Annotated in this window: 13 protein-coding genes; 3 read left to right on the forward strand and 10 right to left on the reverse strand. The window is 62.1% G+C overall.

Annotated features, from left to right (window positions below; all coding sequences use genetic code 11):
* Positions 1 to 117: 117 nt before the first annotated feature.
* A complete protein-coding gene (locus LAQ58_RS17950) occupies positions 118 to 1,758 on the reverse strand; it encodes a BCCT family transporter (protein WP_224450239.1) in 1,641 nt (546 codons plus the stop codon).
* Between the two features lie 521 nt (positions 1,759 to 2,279).
* Here LAQ58_RS17950 and LAQ58_RS17955 point away from each other — a divergent pair.
* Complete coding sequence (locus tag LAQ58_RS17955; RefSeq protein WP_224450240.1) at positions 2,280 to 2,951, forward strand: DUF8102 family protein; 672 nt, start codon at positions 2,280 to 2,282, stop codon at positions 2,949 to 2,951.
* Between the two features lie 59 nt (positions 2,952 to 3,010).
* Here LAQ58_RS17955 and LAQ58_RS17960 read toward each other — a convergent pair whose 3' ends face one another.
* Positions 3,011 to 3,397 carry a RidA family protein gene (locus LAQ58_RS17960; protein ID WP_224450241.1) on the reverse strand — a complete coding sequence of 129 codons (387 nt, stop codon included), beginning with the start codon at positions 3,395 to 3,397 and terminating at the stop codon, positions 3,011 to 3,013.
* Positions 3,398 to 3,473: 76 nt separating this feature from the next.
* Positions 3,474 to 4,853, reverse strand: coding sequence for an aspartate aminotransferase family protein (locus tag LAQ58_RS17965; RefSeq protein ID WP_224450242.1), 1,380 nt, complete (start codon positions 4,851 to 4,853; stop codon positions 3,474 to 3,476).
* 257 nt (positions 4,854 to 5,110) lie between these two features.
* Between LAQ58_RS17965 and LAQ58_RS17970 the strand changes: the two genes are divergently transcribed.
* Entirely contained in the window at positions 5,111 to 6,772 is a 1,662-nt protein-coding gene (locus LAQ58_RS17970; RefSeq protein ID WP_224450243.1) for an aldehyde ferredoxin oxidoreductase family protein, read from the forward strand.
* Between the two features lie 40 nt (positions 6,773 to 6,812).
* Here the strand turns inward: LAQ58_RS17970 and LAQ58_RS17975 are convergent, their stop codons facing one another.
* The 6 genes from LAQ58_RS17975 to LAQ58_RS18000 form a co-directional block, all read right to left on the reverse strand.
* Positions 6,813 to 7,610 (reverse strand): IclR family transcriptional regulator, encoded by a 798-nt coding sequence (locus tag LAQ58_RS17975; protein WP_224450244.1) that lies wholly within the window; start codon positions 7,608 to 7,610, stop codon positions 6,813 to 6,815.
* Positions 7,611 to 8,815: 1,205 nt separating this feature from the next.
* Positions 8,816 to 9,973, reverse strand: a complete 1,158-nt coding sequence (locus LAQ58_RS17980; RefSeq protein WP_224450245.1) for an MFS transporter — start codon at positions 9,971 to 9,973, stop codon at positions 8,816 to 8,818.
* 446 nt (positions 9,974 to 10,419) lie between these two features.
* Complete coding sequence (locus tag LAQ58_RS17985) at positions 10,420 to 10,650, reverse strand: hypothetical protein (protein ID WP_224450246.1); 231 nt, start codon at positions 10,648 to 10,650, stop codon at positions 10,420 to 10,422.
* A 231-nt stretch (positions 10,651 to 10,881) separates the two neighbouring features.
* Complete coding sequence (locus tag LAQ58_RS17990) at positions 10,882 to 12,558, reverse strand: bacterio-opsin activator domain-containing protein (protein WP_224450247.1); 1,677 nt, start codon at positions 12,556 to 12,558, stop codon at positions 10,882 to 10,884.
* A complete protein-coding gene (locus tag LAQ58_RS17995; protein ID WP_224450248.1) occupies positions 12,555 to 13,013 on the reverse strand; it encodes a response regulator in 459 nt (152 codons plus the stop codon). Before LAQ58_RS17995 ends, LAQ58_RS17990 begins: the two co-directional genes overlap by 4 nt.
* Positions 13,006 to 16,086: a PAS domain-containing protein gene (locus tag LAQ58_RS18000; RefSeq protein ID WP_224450249.1), complete on the reverse strand. Its 3,081-nt coding sequence runs from the start codon at positions 16,084 to 16,086 to the stop codon at positions 13,006 to 13,008. The genes LAQ58_RS17995 and LAQ58_RS18000 overlap by 8 nt, the downstream gene beginning before the upstream one ends.
* A 310-nt stretch (positions 16,087 to 16,396) precedes the next feature.
* On the opposite strand from LAQ58_RS18000, the gene LAQ58_RS18005 reads away from it, so the two are divergent.
* Positions 16,397 to 16,927 carry a SprT-like domain-containing protein gene (locus tag LAQ58_RS18005; RefSeq protein WP_224450250.1) on the forward strand — a complete coding sequence of 177 codons (531 nt, stop codon included), beginning with the start codon at positions 16,397 to 16,399 and terminating at the stop codon, positions 16,925 to 16,927.
* 377 nt (positions 16,928 to 17,304) lie between these two features.
* Here LAQ58_RS18005 and LAQ58_RS18010 read toward each other — a convergent pair whose 3' ends face one another.
* The gene (locus tag LAQ58_RS18010; protein WP_224450251.1) at positions 17,305 to 19,782 is read right to left on the reverse strand and encodes a bacterio-opsin activator domain-containing protein; all 2,478 of its coding nucleotides are present in this window, start codon (positions 19,780 to 19,782) and stop codon (positions 17,305 to 17,307) included.
* Positions 19,783 to 20,095 lie beyond the last annotated feature (313 nt).

The following is a 20,095-nucleotide window of genomic DNA, read 5'->3' on the forward strand; positions in this document are numbered from 1 at the left end:
ACAAAGAACGTGTATGGCATACATTAAAACTTGTTATGCTGTGGCCACGTCGTCGACGCTGTTCGGTCGCGAACGCCACGAAAACCGTTCGAAAGAAGTCTATTCGACGACCGCCGGTCAGTCGTCGTCGGCGGGCTTTTTGCGCGTCGACGGCTGGTCAACTTCGTTCGGGGACCCGAAGAGCGTCGTCCGCTCTTGGAGCACTACGCGGCCGTAGTTCGAGCCGAACTCCCTGACGAGTCCGAGCAGCGCGAGCAGGCAGACGAACGCGAACGGCGCACCCGTGATGATGACCGCCGACTGGAGTGCGTTGACGCCACCGAGCGTCATCAGAATCGCGGCGAACATCCCGAGGACGACGCCCCAGAAGATCCGGTTGATGTTCGAGGGGCTGGCCTTCCCGCCGGTCGTCATCATCGACACCGCGAGCGTCGAGGAGTCGGCAGACGTGATGAAGAACGTGGTCACTAGCAGCATGAACGCGATCATGAACACCGAGCCGAAGGGGAACGCCTCGAACAGCGCGTAACCCGCGACGGCCTCCCCGTGCGTGCCGATGGGGCCGAGCAGGTCCGTGACGCCGTTGTGCTGGGCCCAGACGGCCGACCCGCCGACGACGGTGAACCACGGGATGGTCGCCGCCGACGTGGCGATGATGCCGGTGAACGCGACCTCGCGGACGGTCCGACCCTTCGAGATGCGCGCGATGAACAGGCCCGCGAACGGCGACCACGAGAGCGCCCACGCCCAGTAGAAGACGGTCCAGGAGTTCATCCACTCCGTGGCAGCGGGGTTGCCCGCACCCATCGCGCCGGCGCCGGTGAAGAGACTCATCGAGACGAAGTCGGTGATCATTCCGCCGACCGCCTGCGTCCCGAGCAGCACGAGGAACACCGACGGACCGACGATGAACGTCGCCACCGTTATAATCCCGAACAGGATCATGTTGAAGTTCGAGAGCCGACGGATGCCTTTGTCGACCCCGAGCACCATCGACAGCGTGAACAGCAGCGTCATCGCCGTCACGACGAGGATGACGCCGGTGTTCCCGAGATCGATACCCCACTGGTAGTCGAGCCCGGTGATGAACTGACTGCCGATGAACCCCAGCGACGTCGCCACGCCGCCGATGGTCGCGAAGACGGCGACAATGTCGACGGTCTTCGCCGCGACGCCGTCGAGGTTGTCCTTACCGAGGAGCGGCGCGAGCGCCGAGGAGACCCGCAGCGGAATGTGCTCGTAGTTGTAGGTGAAGTAGCCGATGGCGATGCCCATTATCGTGAAGACCGCGAGCTGCGGGAGCGCCCAGTGGAACAACGTCTGCTGGACCGCGACTACCATTGCCTCCGGCGACCCGGCCGACACGTCGAACAGCGGCGACGGGTTGTCGTAGTAGAACAGCGCCTCGGTCGGCCCCCAGAAGACGACGCCCGCGGCGAACCCGGCTGAGTACAGCATCGCGAAGAACGAAAAGAAGCTGTACTCCGGCGGTTCGTCGCCGAGTGTGGCGTTCCCCCATGGCCCGACGATCAGGAACAGCAGGAAGACGACGACGAGGAAGACGATCACCAACAGCGCCCAGTTGAGATACTGGTTCATCACGCCGTTGGCGGTGTCGATGCCCCACTGGACGAGTTCCGGGTTGATGAAGTACAGCGCGATCAGGCCGACTGTCAGGGTCGCGCCGAAGAGGAACACCACCGGGTCGAGTTCCTCGCGGAAGCGACCGACCGCCCCTTTGTCGCTGGACGTCCCCATCTGTCACCACCTCCTAACCGAACGGCGGTCCGACCGCTCGGACGCCGTCGCCCGTTCGAACCGGGCGTTGTCTTGTCGTTTCGCACCCTGTGCGCCGTCTCGTTCGCTGCGTGGATTGAATCTCGAATGCATGAGCCTGTCCCCTGTCAACGCTCACTGTGCTATGCGGTGTCGCACGTCACGGTTATCAACAATTACACATTTAAGTATTACGGTTACTGAATCCCCTGGATACGATATTCGTTTATTACGCTCTAATCGTAACGACGGTTGTACTCGAACAAACGCTCAATCCGGAGAGTAGGAGAGACGTGATCCAGTTCGCCGCCCGAATCCACAGGCGACGTATCAAGTGAGCGAGGCCGCGCATCGTGCTTGGAACCGCGACGAGAGACGGAAGTCGACGAGAACTAGTACACAAATTTTGAGCGAGTCGTTCGGCCACGAACGTTCCACATCTGGTGTATACCGGGGCAGTAGTAGTCGTAATGCTTACTTTCGTCAGTATACACAAACTGTGTATGGAGAACACCCCTGACGACACGAACGCCCCGGACGACGCGGAAGCGCGCGACGGTCTCGCCTACTCGGCGGACCGCGGACGCGGCATCCTCACCCCCAGCGACAGAGAGTACCTCCTCGGTCGGAAGACCGACTACACCGAACATTCGAAGAAGCAGAAACGCAATCGCATCCGCCGTCGCCTGCGAAACGCCATCCTCGACTTCACCATCCTCTTCGAACATCTCGAGGACCGTGACCGAGAGACCGTGTTCAACCCCGACGACGATGCCCGTGAGGCGTACACGCAGGGCATCACCGACATGCTCGCGTTCCTCCACCTGGGGACGATGGGCTACTACACACCGTTCAAAGATATGCTCGCGCAGGGCGTCAACAAGGCCGAGCAGGAGCTCGCAGGCTCCGATTATCGGATGGTGACCGTCGACTTCAACGTCGAACCGGTCGGCCGAATCGACGTCGACGAGGTCGTCGACAAACTGGAGTACGGGGAGTTCGCCGACCTGACCGACGAGGAACTGCGCGCGTTCACCCGACTGCTCGCCGACTCTGAGGAGTTCTCCGCGGCGGACGTCCGTTCGGAGATGAAAGCGCAGATGACGGAGTTCATCGAGCGGATCGACACCGCGACGGAGCGGCGCGACCGACGTCTCGAAGAGTTAAGCGACTGAAAAACCGAGACGCAGAGGTTTCTTTTTTGAGACGACCGTGACTCCGCGTTGACGCTGGCTCAGCCGAGATACGCGACGGCGTCCATCTCGACGCGGACTTCCCCCGGGAGGCGCGAGACCTCGACACAGACGCGCGCCGGCGGGTCGCCGGGGAACTTCGCGCCGTACGCCTCGTTGACGCGGTCGTAGTCGTCGAGGTCCGTGAGGTAGACGGTCACCTTGACGACGTCGTCGAGGCCGTCACCTCCCGCCTCTTCGACAACGGCGGCGATACTGTCCAGCACTCGCTCGGTCTGCGCCTGCACGTCGCCCGCGATCTCCTCGTGCGTCTCCGGGTCGACGGGACCGTAACCGGAGACGTAGACCGTGTCCCCGGCGGTGACGCCCTGCGAGTAGGGGTTGTCGTTGCGCGGTGCGTCGTCCGTGATGATTCGTTCTGTCGGCATCGGTTGAGTGGAATGTTGGGTCGGTCGCGTTCGGCAGTCGGTTACGATCGAAAATCGATTGTGGTCGGGAGTCGATTCAGACGCGCTGTCTCTCGGTCGTGACAGCCTCGATAGCGTCGACGATGACGTCGAGCGCCGTCTCGGCCAACTCCTCCGTGAGCACGAGCGGCGGGAGGAGCCGGAGGACGTTACCGTGGCGGCCGGCTTTCCAGACGAGCACGCCGTGCTCGAAGCAGTAGTCCTGTACGGCGTCGGCCGCGTCGTCGTCGGGGCGTCCCTGCTCGTCGACGAGGGCTGCGCCGATGAACAGTCCTTTCCCTCGGACGTCACCGACGCGGGGGTTGCTCTCGCCGACTTCTTCGAGGCGCGTCCGGATGTAGTCGCCGAGGTCGCGCGCGTGCGCCAGCAGGTCGTGCTCCTGGATGTACTCGATGGCGCGGGTGCCCGCCCGCATGGCTACGACGTGGCCCCGGTAGGTTCCGGCGTGATCGCCGGAGCCCCACGTGTCGAGGTCCTCGTGGTACATCGTCGCCGACAGCGGGAAGCCGGTGCCGCCAAGCGCCTTCGCCGACGTCATCACGTCGGGCGTCACGTCGTACCACTCGCTCGCCCACCACTGTCCGGAGCGACCGAGACCGCTCTGTATCTCGTCGAACACCAGCGGAACATCGTTGTCGTCGGCGATGTCGCGCAGTCCCTTCAGGAACCCTTTCGGGGGTGCGACGACGCCGCCTTCGCCCTGAATCGGTTCGACGAAGATGCCGGCCGGGTTCGCGAGGCCGCCGTAGGGGTCCTCGAAGATGGCCTGCACCTCTTCGAGCGCGTGGTCGACGGACTCCTGCGGACCCTTCCCCTGCTCGAACGGGTTCGGGTACGGCGCGTGAACCACGTCGGCGAGCAGCGGCGTGTAGTTCCCCTTGAACCCCTTGTTCCCGGTGAGGCTCATCGCACCGCTGGTCGCGCCGTGGTACGCGCCGCGGAACGCGACGAGGCCCGTCCCGCCGGTGTTGTACTTCGCGAGTTTGATGGACGCCTCGATAGCGTCGCTTCCGGTTGGTCCGCCGAAGACGACTCGACTGTTTCCGCTCAGGCTCCCGGGCGCGATCTCGTCGAGTTTCTCGATGAGTTCGAGGCGAGCCTCGGTGGGAAAGTCGACGGTGTGGACGAGTTTGTCCGCCTGTTCGTGGACGGCCTCCAACACGTAGGGGTTCGCGTGGCCGACGTTCAACACGCCGATGCCGGCGAACATGTCGATGAACGTGTTGCCGTCGACGTCCCGGACGGTCGCACCCTTCCCCTCCTCGAAGGCGACGGGAATGTCCTCGGGATACGCCACCGCGCTGCTGTCGATCTCGCGCTGCTTCTCCAACAGCGCGCGGGAGTTCGGTCCAGGAACGGAATCTACGTTCGGTGCGTCGTCGTAGTGGAGCTCGGCTATCGGTGGCCCTGCGGTCATGGTCGACACCATGAGGAACAGTCATAAATATTTTGTCCACGATTCCCATGGAAGACGTACACAGTATCCGTGAACCCCTCGGGTCAAGTGGTTCGAGAGAGCTATTCTCTCTCGTCACTGAGAGAATCAAAGATTCGCGAGCTCTGCGAACGCTTTGCGTTCGCCCGATCACGAGACGGAGGAGTCGTCTCGAACGACCCCTTTCTGTAGACAATATGCGTAACCACTTTGATGGTGCGCGAACGACCGTCACGGTAATGTTAAGCACAGTTGGACCGCTCCTGACGGTCGATGTCGGTGCCAGGGAGAGCCGAACCGAAGCGATCGACGAGATTCTCGAGTCCTACATCGGCGGGCGAGGCGTCGCGACGAGGCTCGCACACGAGCGGATTCCCTTCGATGCCGACCCGCTCGGCTCGGAGAACCGCCTGTTCTTCACAACCGGACCGATGCAGGCGTCGAATATGAGCTTCACGGGACGGATGAACTGCACCGGCGTCTCGCCGCTCACCGACGGCCTGCTCTCGTCGAACGCCGGCGGGTTTATGTCGCGGAACTTCGCCGACGCGGGATACGCCGCGGTCGAACTCGTCGGCGCGAGCGACGAACTGCTCGCCGTTCACGTCACCGACGAGGGCGTCGAGTTCAAGACCGTGCCGGAACTAGAAGGGGCGACCGTCTCCGAGGTCGGCACGTACATGGACGACGAACACGGTCTCGGCATTGAGAACCTCGCTGTCGCCGGTCCCGCGGGCGAGAACCGCGTCCGCTTCGCCTCCATCATGACTAGCGAGGAGCGTGCGTTCGGCCGCGGCGGTCTCGGAGCGGTGATGGGTTCGAAGAACGTGAAGGCGGTGAGCTTCAGCGGCGACTCGGCCCCCGACATCCAGATTCCGTCGGGGCAGATGGATATCCACCGCGAGGCCGCGACCGACGACCACATCATGAAGCGGCAGGGGACGGTCGCGGTGATGGACCTCGCCAACGAGATCGGCGGACTGCCCTCGTACTACTTCTCCGAGCAACAGTTCGAGGGCGTCGAAGGGATAAACGGCGACGCCGTCGAGTCGAAGAAATACAAGAAGGGCACCTGCTCGGCGTGCGCGTTCGCGTGTAAACTCCCGACGAGAGACGAGGAACGCGGCGTCGAGACGGAGGGTCCCGAGTTCGAGGTGGCGATGGCGTTCGGGTCGAACGCCGGCGTCGACGACATCGTCGACGTGATGAAGTCGAACAAGTTGTGCGACGAACTCGGGTTGGACGCTATCTCCGCGGGGAACACTATCGCCGCGTACCTCGCAAGCGAAGACGAGTTCGGTAATCGAGAGCTCATCTGGGACCTCGTCGAGAAGATAGCCCGCCGCGAAGGCGTCGGCGACGACCTCGCCGAAGGAATCGACCGAGCCCACGACGAACTCGGCGTGGAAAACTGGACGGTGAAGGGGTTGGACTTCGCCGCCCATGAGGGGCGCGTCCTCCACGGACAGGGGCTGTCGTACGCGGTGGCGAACCGCGGCGCGGACCACATGTACGCCGTCTTCTACTCGCAGGAGTACCCCCTCGTCCCCGAGGACGACGCGATGGACCCGACCGGACTCGACGGTAAACCCCGGCGACTCATCGAAAAGGAGAACCAGATGGCGCTCAACGACAGCGGCGTCGTCTGCAAGTTCTCCCGCGACTACATGACGCCCGAGCGGTACGAGATGCTGTTCGGCGCGTCGTTCGAGGAACTCCTCGACGTCGGGAACCGAGTCGTCACGCTCGAACGCCACTTCAACAACCAGCGCGGTTTCGACCGCTCTGATGACGCGCTCCCGTACGACATCCCTGGCTTCGAGGCGGCGCTCGACGAGTACTACGAACTACGCGGGTGGACCGAGGAGGGCGTGGTTCCCGACGACGCGGTGTCCGCATAACGCGGGCGATTCGCCAACCGCTCTCCTCCCCGCTCGGCGGTCAGATGCGTTCGCCGCCACCCGACGGTGCACCGTACATCTCGGTCACCTCCCGCTCGAACGTCTCGACCGCCTTCGTCAGCAGTTCGACTTGCGCCGCCTTCGTCTCGTCGTCGATGGCGTAGGCCGGCCCGGAGAGGTTCAACGAACCGTACACCTCCCCGCGAGGAGATTTCACCGCCTTGCCGACGGCCCAGAGCCCTTCGATAGCCTCACCGTCGCTCTCGGCGTACCCCTGCTCGCGAACCTGCTGGAGTTCATCGAACAGTTTCTCCTCAGTGGAAATCGAGCGCTCCGTAGTCGCCGGAAGCCCCCATCGGTCGACTATCTCCTGCACCCGCTCTCGGGGGTACTCGGCGACGATCGCCTTTCCCGAAGCCGTCGTGTGGATGTGGAAGGGACTACCGTCGACGAGGAACTGCGGAAAGTTCGTGAAGTCGAGGTCGCCGTACAGTGAGACGATCCGACCGCCCTCCTCGACAGCGAAGTCCGCCTCCAGCGCTGACTCCTGCGAGAGGTGAGCGATCGCCTCCTCCGCGATGCGCCGGTACTCCTTTCGGGTCCTGACGTAATCGCCGAGGTGACAGAACTTCGCGCCGAGGTGGTACCGGTTGTCCTCGCTGACGACGTATCCGTACTCCGCAAGCGTATTGAGGTGGCTGTGGACGGTACTCTTTGCGAGACCCGAGGCCTCCGCGAGGTCGGCCAGACTCGCCCCCTCGAGTTCGAGGATGTGCTCGACCAACTGCAGCGAGAGTGCGGTCGTTTTGAGCACCCGTCCTGTGTCCCGTTTCGTCATAGCTATCGGTCAGACGGTACCCCTAAAACAGTTTGTGACCGCGTTCGCGTCGCCGTATCCGCGGATGCACCCGCCGTCCGGACCGCATCGTTTCGGATCGGTCGCCCCACGGCGCACAAACGAACGATGGCCATCTCGTTCGATTTTCACGATTCGTTCGCGAGACGTGAACACTTATCAGTACACACAAGGCGAAATACAAGCGGAAGTGTTCCGTTGTACCGTTCCAGCGAGGCGTAGGGGATCGAAAACCGTACGTGAGTCTCGATGAGTCGATGGGAGAAACTCCGTCGCGTCGAAGAGGTACGTCTCGGTGAGTGTATACAGGCGTTCACGAGAGGCGAATATTTTTATACTCTGCGAACTCGGTACGGCGCCGTTTCCATTACAGCACTATTTCTGTAATAGTATATTTAAGAATATATCGTATCGCGAAAATAGACGTGGATTTTGATCGACGCTCCCCTTTTATAGCGATGGTCGCGAGAGAGAAAACCGGATCGTGCGCGAACGGAACTCCCGAATCGCCGAGTAGTGATAAACGTTCACACGACACGAACGGTGCAGCAAGCGACAACCGTCGCAGCATAACCCGCCGTTCACCCCTCTTTCAGCGATCTTCGCCGAAAATATTCACTCGGTGTAACCAGCTCACTCATCACGGGTACACCGATGAGATAGGCCCAACAGAGGTCGACGCACTGTGCAGCGAGTAGAACTGCATTATATTGTATAGATAGCACAATTTAATGAGATTCGATTGGCCGTTTACGGTATCTCCGAGTCGCTCTCCGAGCAACGAACCTCTGAGTGACCGTTTGAAGCACAGAGAACAGCCAACCCAGGCCATTTGTCGATGTTTTAGACCACAGTGGAGCATTTCCCGCGATTTTAATTGTCCGCTCTCGAACGTTATACGCGAAAAATTGGTACAAATGTTGGTATTTATCATTTATTATTTTTAATATTACTTATTTATGTACCTTAATAAATAACGTTACGAATGCTCCCAATTCAATTCGTCTACAGAGGTGGTAGCGTATGGCACTGCCAATATTGTTTTAATTATACTTTATTGGCGGCAAGAGGGACGATTCGTAATCGGGGTCCCAGCGCACCCGAGCGACGTAGTTGTCGAGGTCGTCGGTCACCTCCGGACGGGCCGACACCTCTCTGCAACCCTTCGGCGGGAGCCTGACACCGCTTCAACTCGGCAGTCGCCCCGCGCGTTCGAACAGTACGAGGACGAAAATCAACCCGCCTAAGCCGAGCGCGGCGCTCTCGAACACTGCGTTGTACGAGTAGCCCCCTTCGATGAGGAAGCCGAGAGCCGAGGAGCCGAGCGCTTGCGTGAGCATCCAGACGGAACTGAACACGGCGTAGGCGCTCCCCCGCGTCGAATCCGGGAGCGTGTCAAGAAGGTACGTGTCGACGGCCGGGAAGAGCGCGTGAACGACGAAGCCGACTACACAGGTGACGAGACCCAGCGCGAGCACCCCCTGCACCGCGGTCAACGCGAACAGACTCGCCGCGAAGGCGCCGACGATTCCGAGCAGGTACGGGACCTGCGGTAGCCTGTCCGCCAGGTCGCCCCCAACGAAGAACGCGGGGACGCCGGCGGCGAAGACCACCGCGAGCATCGCTCCCGCCGCCTGGTCCGACAACCCCTTCGACTGCATGTACAGCTCGTAGAAGTTGAACAGGCCCTGCCAGACGAACACCGGCGCGCCGACGATCACCAGCGAGGTGAGGATGATGCGCCACTCCGAGAGCGCGCCGGCGACGAAGTCGCGGTCGGCCTGTCCCGCGCTCGGCATCTCCATCCGCATCGCGGCGACCCACGTGTAGGCCGTTATCGCCGCAGCGCCGACGGCGATTATCCACAACGAGAGTCGCCAGTCGACCAGGAGCGTGAGCGCGACTAACGGCGCGGCGACCACCGCGGCGACCTGACTGGCGGCCCCGTGGATACCGACGACGCGGCCGACCCGTTCGGGGTACAGTTCGCTCAAAAGCGGGTTCGCCGAGACGAAGTAAACGCCGGAAGCCAGTCCCATGAGAAACGCGCCGACCATGAGGTGGGGAACCGTCGCCGCGGTCGCCGCAAATCCGGAGGCGACCGCGAGTATCGCTCCCGAGACGACGACGATGTGGTGTCTCGGGAACTTGGTGAGCAGCCAGCCGGTAGGGAGCCGAAGGGACGCGCTCCCGACCCACGTGAGCGTTACGATGAGTCCGGCCGTCGCCTCGCCAATGTGAAATTCGGCGATGAAGACGTCTAAAAGCGGTGCGAAGACGATTCTCGCGAGATTGATGAGGAAGACGAGTCCACAGAGGGAACCGAATAAACGGGCGCGAGACACGGTCGTAGTTTTCCGCAGGAGGTCTCAAGCGTTCCGTTTCCGGAACGGTTCGCGCCGTCCGACGTGCCCCGTCGACGGGGCGACGCGTCGGCGTCTGACGGACCGCGTTCGAGGGGTCGTAGGCGAATCAGGGTCGTCAGAGCGGACGACGCGTCGCTCCGGTCGGGTCCGAGTGGCTCCTGTGAATTGACCGCGAGGGATACGGATGCTGGGCACATACTGTTCCGCCGTTTACACTGAAAAAATTAGGTAGAAAATTCACGGCCGAGCAACGAAGTACACTACGTTGGCGAGCAAGACATTCCCACTTCGGTTGCTCGCCGTATACACGCAGTCAGACGAGTGGCGAAGAAGTTAACGAGAGACCTTCACGCCACTCTCTCGGCTGTCGTTGACAGGACGTTCCCCTCTCAGGTTACGACGGATCGCTTCCAACTCGTCGGTCGTCAGCGGTGGCTCTCGCTCGTCTTCTGCGCCCACGTCTCCGTAACAGGGACGACGAGGCGTTCGAGTCGCTCCCGAAGCTCTTCTTTCATCTCGTCAGGACTGTTCGAGTGTCTCGCCACGTTCTCGATCGGAAGGTAAAGCCCGCTGGAAACTGCGTCGTCGAGGCGGTCGTCGTCGATCGCGACTGAAAGGGTAATCGCGTTGGACCTCGCTCCCTCACGATATGGCATACGTTACCATACGGAGTCGCGCTTTTGAACGTTGTCCATAACGGAGCTACTACGTCCTCCGACGGAGGGGACGTCCGAAGTGAGACGCTCGTCGTCGCCGACCGCGTTCTCCGGTACGTCTCTCGCTCGCCGATGGTGGAGCAGGCGAGCGAGAGAGTCACTGAACGACAGAGATACTCTTGCGCGCACCGTCGGCGGGCGGACCGTCGGCGGGTGGAACGACGGGGAGAGTTAGGACTCGCGTTCAATCACCGGGGTGGTCTCCGCGAAGTCGGCGAACAGCGCCTCCAACAGTTTCGACAGTCCGATTCGAACGTGTTGGTGAAACGTCGGCGACGAGACGCCGAGCGATTCGGCAACTTCCTTTCCTGAACTGTCCCGGGGCCAGTTGAAGAATCCGGCCCGGTACGCCGTCTCGAGCGCCGCTCGCTGGCGCTCGGTCAGGTCTTCGGTGAGAACCGTCTGCACCTGCTGTGCGGACGTATCGTAGCGGGTCTGCTGACGTTGGGCGATCAGTTCGGCGCCGGGATACGTCTCCTGCATCGCCTCGGTCACGCGCCACATCTCCACGCTCGGCGGAACGTGGATCGTCAAGAAGTAGTCCCCATCTTCGATGGTCGCTTTCTGGACGTACCCGCCTTGAGAGGCTAACATCGAGATGACGGGTGGCGTGTTGAGGTGGAGTTCGAACTGCGCGGTGCCGAAGTTCGTACTGATGATTTTGACCTCCTCGAAGTGAGGAACCTGTTCGACAAGCGCTTCGAGCGACGAAATCATCTCCTCGGTTACCGTACCGTACGCGAGGTACGAACCGTCACCGATGGGAATCGCCCGGTCGAACGTGATCGGTCCTTCCGGAATCTCGGTGACGTCAAACTGCTCCAACATCCCTCGGACCTGAAACTCGACTTCCGTGATATCGTCGCTCATCAGGGCCGCCTTTCGGTCGAGCGCCGCGATTGCGTGGCCGACGACTTCGCCGAGATGACTAATGACGGCGTATTCCTCGCCGTCGAAGGCGTACGGACGCCCCGCATACACGTTCAGCACGCCGTAGAGAAGGCCCTCGTGGACGATCGGAATCGCCGCCGACGACTCGAAACTGTACTTTTGGGCGTGTTCGCGCCAGTGCTCGTAGTCAGGGTTCGTGGAGATGTTCTGGGTCACCTGCATCTCTTGGGTTTTGATCGCTCTGCCGGTCGGCCCCCTCGACGTCTCGCTCTCGTCGACGGTGATGGTGATATCGTCGAGATACCCCTCGACGCCGGCCTCCGTCCGGACGGTGACCTCCTTGCTGTTCCGGTCGACGACGCCGACCCACGCGAAGAGATACGAGTCGGACGTGGCGAGACGTTCGCAGACCAGTTGCTCGATCTCGCTGCGCGTAGACTGCTGAAGTAGCGCTTCGTTGATGTCGCGAACGATGGCGTTGAGGTTATTGAGCGCCGCGAGCTGTTCGCGCTGATGGGCTAACCGTCGCTCTCGACTCTGTCGCTCGATGGCGTAGCGAAGCGACCGGTGCAGAAGCGGACTTGTGAGTTCGTCCTTGACCAGATACTCCTGTGCACCTTGTTCGACGGCCTGTAACCCGACCGTCTCGTCTTTTAGACCGGTCAAGACGACGATAGGGGTTTGCGTCGTGCGTTCGAGTACCGTTTCAAGCGTGTCGAGACCTGTACTCTCCGGCAGACCAAGGTCCAGTAACACGACGTCGACCTCGTGAGTCTCCAGCATATCGAGACCCGCGGTGAGACAGTCCGCGTGCCGAAGAGACGGTACGGCGACTGTTGCTCCTTCTTCCCCCCGGTTCGAGGAAGGGAGGCTCTCTCGGAGATACTCTTCGATGAGCCGAACGTCCCCCGGGTTGTCTTCGATCAGGAGAACGTCGAGTTCGCTGCTGGGTATCATTGGTTATCACACGGCGGGAGCCGAACAATGGAGAGCCAGAACGATTTGAAAGACTGTATCGTCTCGATGAACTCCACCGGGTTGACCGGTTTCGTCAAATAGGCGTTGGCCCGTAGTTCGTAAGATTTGACGATGTCCGACTCCGCCTCCGAACTCGTGAGCACGATGACCGGAATCCTCGAGAGGTGCGGGTCATCGCGTATCTCCTCGAGCACTTCGTCGCCGTTTTTCCCCGGAAGGTTGAGGTCGAGAAGGATGATATCCGGACACGGTGCGTCGGCGTACTCGCCGCGTTTGAAGAGGAAGTCGAGCGCTTCAACTCCGTCTTTCGCGACGTGGAGCGTGTTCTCGATCTGTCCCTCCTTGAACGCCTCCCGTGTGAGTCTGACGTCGCCCGGATTGTCTTCGATGAGCAGGATCTCCGCCGGGCCGCCAGAGTGGTTCCAACTACTCATCTCGACCACCACTCGCCGGCAGCGTGAACGAGACCGTCGTCCCCTCGCCGACCGCTGATTCGATCCAGATGTCGCCGCCGTGACGCTCGACGATGCGCTCGGTCAGCGCGAGACCGATTCCTGTTCCCTCGTGTTCGTCCTGCGCGTGGAGGCGCTTGAACACCTCGAAGACCCGGTCTGCCTCGGCGGGGTCGATACCGATGCCATTGTCGCTGACCGAGATAGTCCATTTTCCGTGCCTCTGCTCGGCGCTGACCGTTATCCTCGGGGGATCGTCTCCGCTGTACTTGATTCCGTTGTCTAACAGGTTCTGAAACACAATGCGTAACTGTCCTTTATCACCCTCGACACGAGGGAGCGACTCCACCGTGATCTCGGCGTTACTCTCTTTTATTTTCATCTTGAGGTCGTCGCGGACGTCCGCGAGGACGTCGTCCAGTTCGACCGGTTCGAATGGGTCTCCGCGGGTGTCGACCCGGGAGTACTTCAGTAGGCCGTTTATCATCTCCCGCATCCGGTCGGCGCCGTCGACGGCGAACTCAAGGAACTCCCGGCCGTCCTTGTCGAGTTGGTCCGCGTAGCGGCGCTCGATGAGTTGGAGGTAGCTCGACACCATCCGCAGCGGTTCCTGCAGGTCGTGGGAGGCGCCGTAGGCGAATTGTTCGAGGCGCTCGTTCGACGCTTCGAGCTTTCGTTCGTACTTCCGGCGTTCGGTGACGTCCTGCACGACGAGCATCCCCGCGAACACCTCGTCGTTGGCGTCTCTGACTGGCAGGGTGTGCGCGAACAGGTTTCGGCCGGCGTATTCGATCTCGAAGGAGTTCGTCTCCCCGTCGAGCGCCGCCCAGAAGTGTGGTTCGACAGTCTCCATGACGTCGTCCGGGTAGAGTTCAAGGATATTGTGGCCGATTCTGTCCTCGGGGTCGACGCCGGTGGCTTTCATGAACTGACCGCCGGCGGCCGTGTAGCAGAGGTTTTCGTCGAACAGGGCGACGGCGCCGTTGGGGAAGTGCTCGGCGAGCGTTCGGTATCGACGTTCGCTCTCCTCTAACTTCCGCTGGTTCGCTCGGCGCTCGGTGATGTCGGTGATGGTGATGACACCGCGGGTCACCGTGCCGTCCACGCCTCTGACCGGCATCCCCTGCGCGCTGATGATTCGTGACTCGCCGTCGACGGTCTCGATTTCGAAGACATCCGACTCCGTCACCTCCTCTCCGGTGAGCACCCGGGACATCGTCCACTCGTCGGGTTCGACCGGCTCCTCCGTGTCCGCCCACACCGCCGGAAACTGTCGGTACTCCTCGACGGACTCGGCATCGAACACGTCCCCGCCCCATATCTCCTTGGCCGTGTCGTTGGCTTCGACAAGTTGGCCGTCGGCGTTCGCGACGATGACGCCGACAGGGAGCACCTCGAACAGGGATTCGAGTTGGTTCTTGTTTCGCTGGAGTTCCAGTTCGGCGCGCTTGCGGTCCGTGATGTCGGTGAGCGCGCCCGGGAACGTGAGTGGGTTCCCTGCCTCGTCGTACTCGACGCTGCCGCGAGCGACCACCCACCGAAGTTCGTCGTCGGCGTTCCAGACGCGGTATTCGGACTCGTACTCGCCGTCCGATTCGACGGCCTCCTCGATTTCGGCGACGACCCGCTCGCGGTCGTTTTCGTGGATTGCCGAGATGAACTGTTCGAGCGACACGCCCTCGCGGGCCGCCTCCGGGTCGACCCCGAACGTCTCGGCGAACGAGGGCCCGACGACCATCTCGTCTCGCCGGACGTTCCACTCCCAGGTGCCGACCGCTCCCGCTTTGGTCGCCGCCTCCAACTGTGACTTCGCCTCGCGCAGGGTTCGCTCCTGTTCTTTCTGCTCAGTGACGTCCTGGGCCATCGACATCCCGGCGAAGACGTCACCCTCCTCGTCGGTGATCGGAACCGCGTGGATGACCCACTCTCGGCCGACGTACGAGAGTTCGACCGAACCCGACTCGCCGTCGAGCGCGGCTCGAAAGACAGGTTCGAGGTCGTCTGCGACGTCGTCACTCCACGCTTCCCGTGGTGTCCGATTCTCGACGTCCGCTGAGGAGACCGGAAGGTAATCGAACGCTCGCCCCGCCGCGAGCGTGTACCGAAGGTCGTCGTCGAACAGAGTGACGATGCCGTTCGGGAAGGATTCGGCGAGCGTCCGGTAGCGTTGCTCGCTCTGTTCGAGGGCGCGTTCGCGCTTCTTCCGCTCGGTTACGTCCCGGAAGTACACCGACAGTCCCGTCGCAGAGGGGTAGGCGCGCACCTCGAACCACGCGTCGAGCGGCTCGGGGTAGTACTCCTCGAAGGAGACCGTCTCCTGTTCGTACATTGCCCGTTCGTACTTCGTCTCGAACTCCCGACCGAGCGCCTCCGGAAACATCTCCCAGATCTGTTCACCGATCAGCCTCTGGCCGTCCGGGTTGATAAGCTCGTGAGCGCGCTCGTTGAGATGGGTGAACCGCCACTCCTCGTCGAGTGCGAAGAAGGCGTCCGAGATTCGACCGTAAATCTCCTGCAGTTCGTGTTTCGTTTGCTCGTTCTCGATAGCCGACGCGAGCACGTTGGCGACGCTCTGGACGAAGTTGGCGTCGTGCTCGGTGAACTCGCGACGGTGAGTCGTGTGCACACCGAGTACCCCCCACGGCGCTTCGACCGACCCGATGACGACACTGATGCCGCTGACAACGCCGTGTTCGGTGAGCAACTCGGTCTCGGAGAACCGCGTCTCAGTACGCAGGTCGTCGACGATCACCGGCTCTTCCGTGACGAGCGTGTGTCCGGCCTGCGAGTCGCGCTCCGCCGGAACGGTGGTGTTCCCGGTGAGCCCGTCCCTCCAGCCGACGCCCTCTCGCAGAACGAGTTCGTCCCCACCCGGTAACAGTTCGAGCGCTTTGCAGTATTCGGTGCCCAACGTCTCGGCGACGGCCGCCGTCGCCTCGCGGAGCAACTGGTCGAGATTATCCGTCTCGAGTGCCCGTTGACCGAGTTCGGCGGCGACCTCCTGCTGTCGTATTCGAGCGAGGAGTTCAGTGTCAGTCGATGGGGACGACTCCATTCTATACGTTCTACTGAGGTGTAAGCGTTAAAGCTTCACGGTGGGCCGAAGTGTCCAAAATGTTATGTGTCGGTCGTCGACTACTCGCCGGCTGGCGCTCTCGTCGCGACAGTCGCCGTCGAGGAGCGAGAAACGGTGAAGAAAACGGTGGGTCCTTTCGCCGAGTTTGGACTCGACCCAGATGGGAAACGGGTGGCCGGTCATCGATGGCCAATGAGCGTGGGCAACTATATGTCCCGGGAGGTGAAAACCGAAAGCGGACCGGTCAGCGCGGATTCGCGGAGATCGGTGGCAGACGAACGTGGAACCGATGGACGAACTCGACGAACTCGACCCGGCGTACTACTCGATAAACTCGACAGCGTCGGTGCCGGAGTTTCTGGCCGTCTCGAAGGTCTACGCGCGTGAAGTCGTCGAGCACTACGGGCTGAGGGTCACCGTCAGCGACCTCGAATGGGAGGTGAGCAAGCGCGCGAAACGGCGGGCCGGTGCGGTCAGGTACCGAGACGGGAAGCCGGAAGCGGTGTCTCTCACGTGGGAGTTGTTCGAAAATCGGGGATGGGAAGCTGCCGCCGAGACGATACGTCACGAACTCATCCACGTTCATCTGCTCAACGAAGCGAACGACGGCTCTCACGGGGAACGCTTCCGGCGACTGGCGGGCGAACTCGGGACGCACGTCAACTGCGAGCGATTTGCCGAGCCGAAGTGGTGGATACGCTGCGAGTCCTGTGAAACCAAACTAGCGAGGTATCGGCGGTCGAAACTCGTCGAGAACACCGAGTCGTATCGGTGCGGTGGATGCGGCGGGGCACTTCGGGTAGAGGAGAACTGCGACTGAAGAGCGCCGAGAGCGGCGGAAGGAGTTGGGCGCTCGGGAGTGGCCGAGAGATGCCGTCTCACCGGTAATTTCGGCTCGACATCGTCGGTTTCAACGAAGGACGCGAACTCGTCACCGTCATCGCCGTAACCGATAACCCCGCGGCATACGTCTGTTTCAGATCCCGACGACGAACGCGGGTGCGGTACTTCTACCAACAAGTTTACAACAGCCACGGCCTGCGCTTCGAATGCGCCTGTCCCCGAGAAAGGCGCGAACGGGTTGGCCATTGGTAAACTTCCCAATCCCCGTTTCTCCGTATCCTCCGACTCTGAGCGTCGGCGAGCGAAACGACCGACGAGAGAGAATGACCAGTCAGCCTTTGGGTCGGGACGCCGTCACCGTCGGGACGTGTCGCCGAAGACGAGATCGAACAGTTCGCTTTCGCCCTTTCGGATGTGTCGGTTGACGGTCGGTTGGGAGACGCCGAGTATCTCGGCGACTTCCGTACCCGTCGCCCGCCGCGGCCAGTCGAAAAAGCCCGCGAAGTACGCGGTTCTGAGCACCTCCTCTTGGCGGTCGGTGAGCCGTTCTTTGTACAGCGTCCGAAACTCGGATTCGGTCCGAACCGGACGGTCCAGTTCGCGTCGCACGACGAGTTCGGTTCCCTCGTGGCTGTTCAGAACCATCTCCAGAAACGCGCGGACGTCGCCGTTCTGCGGTAGTTCGACGGTGAGCACTCCGGCATCGTCCGACGCGACGAGTTTAGTCGGTCGAGCGCCGTAATCGAGCAACCCGCTGAGGAAACTCTCCGGGGAGAGCGTCGCTTCGAAGAGATGGCCGCCCTCTCGCTCCGAGAGGACGTCGATATCGCGGACGACTGGACTCCGCGCGGCCGCCTCGACGACGCTCTCAGGGTCGGCGTCGAGGAGTCTGAACAACGCACGGAGCGACCCGTTTGACTCCTCTACGAGCGTCTCGAACTCGACCCGCCCTCCCGTCTCTTCCGCGAACCGCAGGACGGGGAGAGACCGGTCCGAAATCTCGAAGGTGAGTTCCACCGTTCGGTCGCTCACGAGCGCTTTCTTCCGTTCGAGCGCGTTGATGGCGAACCCGGCCATCTGCCCCAGTTCTTCGAGAACGCTCACCTCCAACTCGTCGAAGACGTTCGCTTCCGCGGCGTAGAGGTTCAACACCCCGTACAGCGTCTCTTTGTATCGGATTGGGACGGAGATGCTGGCACGGTACCCTCGCTTCAACGCCTCCGCCCGCCACGGTTCGAACGGCGGGTCGGTGCGGAGGTCGTTCTGAACCTGCGGTTCGTGCGTCCGAATCGCCCGTCCGCCGGGTCCTTGCCCGATTTCGCTCTCGTCGGCCGTCACCGTGATTCGGTCGAGATACCCCTGCTCGACGCCCGCGTCAGCTTTCGGAACGAGTTCGCCGCCGACGAGCTCCTGCTCGCCGACCCACGCGAACCGATACGGCTCCGAGTTCGCCAACTGCGTGCAGACGGTCTGCTCTATCTCCTCGCGCGTCGTCGCCTGCGTCAGCGCCCGAGTCAACTTTCTGACTACTTCGTCGATGCGGTTGACCCGCTCTAAGGTCGCCGTTCGGCGCTCCAGTTCCCGCGTTCGCTCGCGCAGGTCTTCCTCGCGCTCGGTCCGTCGCAACGCCGCCCGGACGTTCGCCGCCAGGAGGCGAGCGAGGACGACGTCGCTCTCGTCGAACGACGCGGGCGACGTCGCACCGCTGACGAGCACGCCGAACTTCCCCAGCGGAAGGACGAGTGCGCTACGAAGCACCGTTTCCGACTCCGCCATCCCCGTCTCGGCGGGTACGTCGTCGAACACTTCGTTCGTGTCGGCGACGTACGCGTCCCATAGTACGTCGCTCTCCGGCGGGAACAGCGACCCCTCTCCGACGAGTTCGGCCACCTCCGGCGTGCGGGAGACGGTCGTCAGCGTCCCCGTCTCGTCGTACCGCTCGATGGACGTGAGCGGCAGGTTCAGCGTTTCGCGGGCCGCCTCCACAGTGAGGTCGCAGATTTCCCGCTCGGTCGTCGCCAGCGTCAGCGACCGCGCCGCCTCGGTGAGGTCGGTCAACTGCTCTTCGCGGCGCCGCCGCTCGGTTACGTCGCGGAGGACGCCCGTGAAGTACCGGTCGCGGTCGCTGCGAAACGCCGAAAACGAGACGCGTAACGGGACTCGGTGCCCGTCTCTGTGGAGACCTGGCAGCTCGATATCGTTCCAGTCGAGCTGTCTCTCGCCGGTTTTCAGGTACTGTTCGAACCTGCGGCGGTGGCTCTCGACGAGTTCGTCGGGGATGAGAACCGTCAGCGGGTCCCCTTCGAGTTCGTCGGGGTCATAGCCGAGAACGTCAGAGATAGCGGGGTTGACGAATTCGATGACGCCCCGCTCGTCGACCGTGACGATGGCGTCCGACGTGATTTTCGTGAGGATGTCTAACTGCAGGCGGGACGACGCCGTCGACTCGGTGGTCGGGTAGTCGACGTGGGCGAGTATCAGTCGTCCGAGCGCGTGAGCGTCGTCGCCGCCCGTCGAGACGTAGTCAGTGACTCCGGCGCGCTCGGCTTCGCAGACGAGACGCTCCGAGTGCGCCTCCGTGCATAGAATTGTCACGGTCGACGGTTCGCGCTCCGTGACGGTCGAGAGAAACGAGACGCCGTCGGTGTCGTCCAACTCGTAGCGGGCGACGACGCAGTCGACCCGCGCGTTCGCGACGACGTTCGACGCGTCGGCGACGCTGGTGACGGTTCTGAGCGTCGCTCCCGGATGGCCGGCCTGCAGTCGTGCTCGAAGCGCGCTCTCGTCCGAGTCCGGATCGAGATAGAGGACGTGAGGCCCGTCGGACATCATACGATGGGAGACACACCTTCGTTGAGAGCGGATGCCGCAGTCGTGGTCGGGGAGACTCTCTCGGCTATCCAGTGTGCCGCGATCCACTAAAAATCTTTCATATCGGATTGGAAATAATTATGCGGAGATGAAGCGTCGCTCCAGTCGTCACCGTGCGTTCGGCTGACACGCTATCGTGTTTCGCCGCCGAAAGGTGTTCCAGTTCCGCGAGAAGTGAGATTCGCGACGGTCCCGCCGGTAACCGTCGAAACGAGAGACCTGATGGGGTGGCGGCCGTGCTTGTGCTTGTGCTGATTCGCGTGCCTGAGGTGTG

Source organism: Haloprofundus salilacus (assembly GCF_020150815.1).
Lineage (GTDB): Archaea > Halobacteriota > Halobacteria > Halobacteriales > Haloferacaceae > Haloprofundus > Haloprofundus salilacus.

What these genes read in the sequence shown, in the direction of transcription:
- LAQ58_RS17950 (WP_224450239.1), bottom strand. Translation starts at nt 1,758, where the DNA reads ATGGGGACGTCCAGCGACAAAGGGGCGGTCGGTCGCTTCCGCGAGGAA.
- LAQ58_RS17955 (WP_224450240.1), top strand. Translation starts at nt 2,280, where the DNA reads ATGGAGAACACCCCTGACGACACGAACGCCCCGGACGACGCGGAAGCG.
- LAQ58_RS17960 (WP_224450241.1), bottom strand. Translation starts at nt 3,397, where the DNA reads ATGCCGACAGAACGAATCATCACGGACGACGCACCGCGCAACGACAAC.
- LAQ58_RS17965 (WP_224450242.1), bottom strand. Translation starts at nt 4,853, where the DNA reads ATGACCGCAGGGCCACCGATAGCCGAGCTCCACTACGACGACGCACCG.
- LAQ58_RS17970 (WP_224450243.1), top strand. Translation starts at nt 5,111, where the DNA reads ATGTTAAGCACAGTTGGACCGCTCCTGACGGTCGATGTCGGTGCCAGG.
- LAQ58_RS17975 (WP_224450244.1), bottom strand. Translation starts at nt 7,610, where the DNA reads ATGACGAAACGGGACACAGGACGGGTGCTCAAAACGACCGCACTCTCG.
- LAQ58_RS17985 (WP_224450246.1), bottom strand. Translation starts at nt 10,650, where the DNA reads ATGCCATATCGTGAGGGAGCGAGGTCCAACGCGATTACCCTTTCAGTC.
- LAQ58_RS17990 (WP_224450247.1), bottom strand. Translation starts at nt 12,558, where the DNA reads ATGATACCCAGCAGCGAACTCGACGTTCTCCTGATCGAAGACAACCCG.
- LAQ58_RS17995 (WP_224450248.1), bottom strand. Translation starts at nt 13,013, where the DNA reads ATGAGTAGTTGGAACCACTCTGGCGGCCCGGCGGAGATCCTGCTCATC.
- LAQ58_RS18000 (WP_224450249.1), bottom strand. Translation starts at nt 16,086, where the DNA reads ATGGAGTCGTCCCCATCGACTGACACTGAACTCCTCGCTCGAATACGA.
- LAQ58_RS18005 (WP_224450250.1), top strand. Translation starts at nt 16,397, where the DNA reads ATGGACGAACTCGACGAACTCGACCCGGCGTACTACTCGATAAACTCG.
- LAQ58_RS18010 (WP_224450251.1), bottom strand. Translation starts at nt 19,782, where the DNA reads ATGATGTCCGACGGGCCTCACGTCCTCTATCTCGATCCGGACTCGGAC.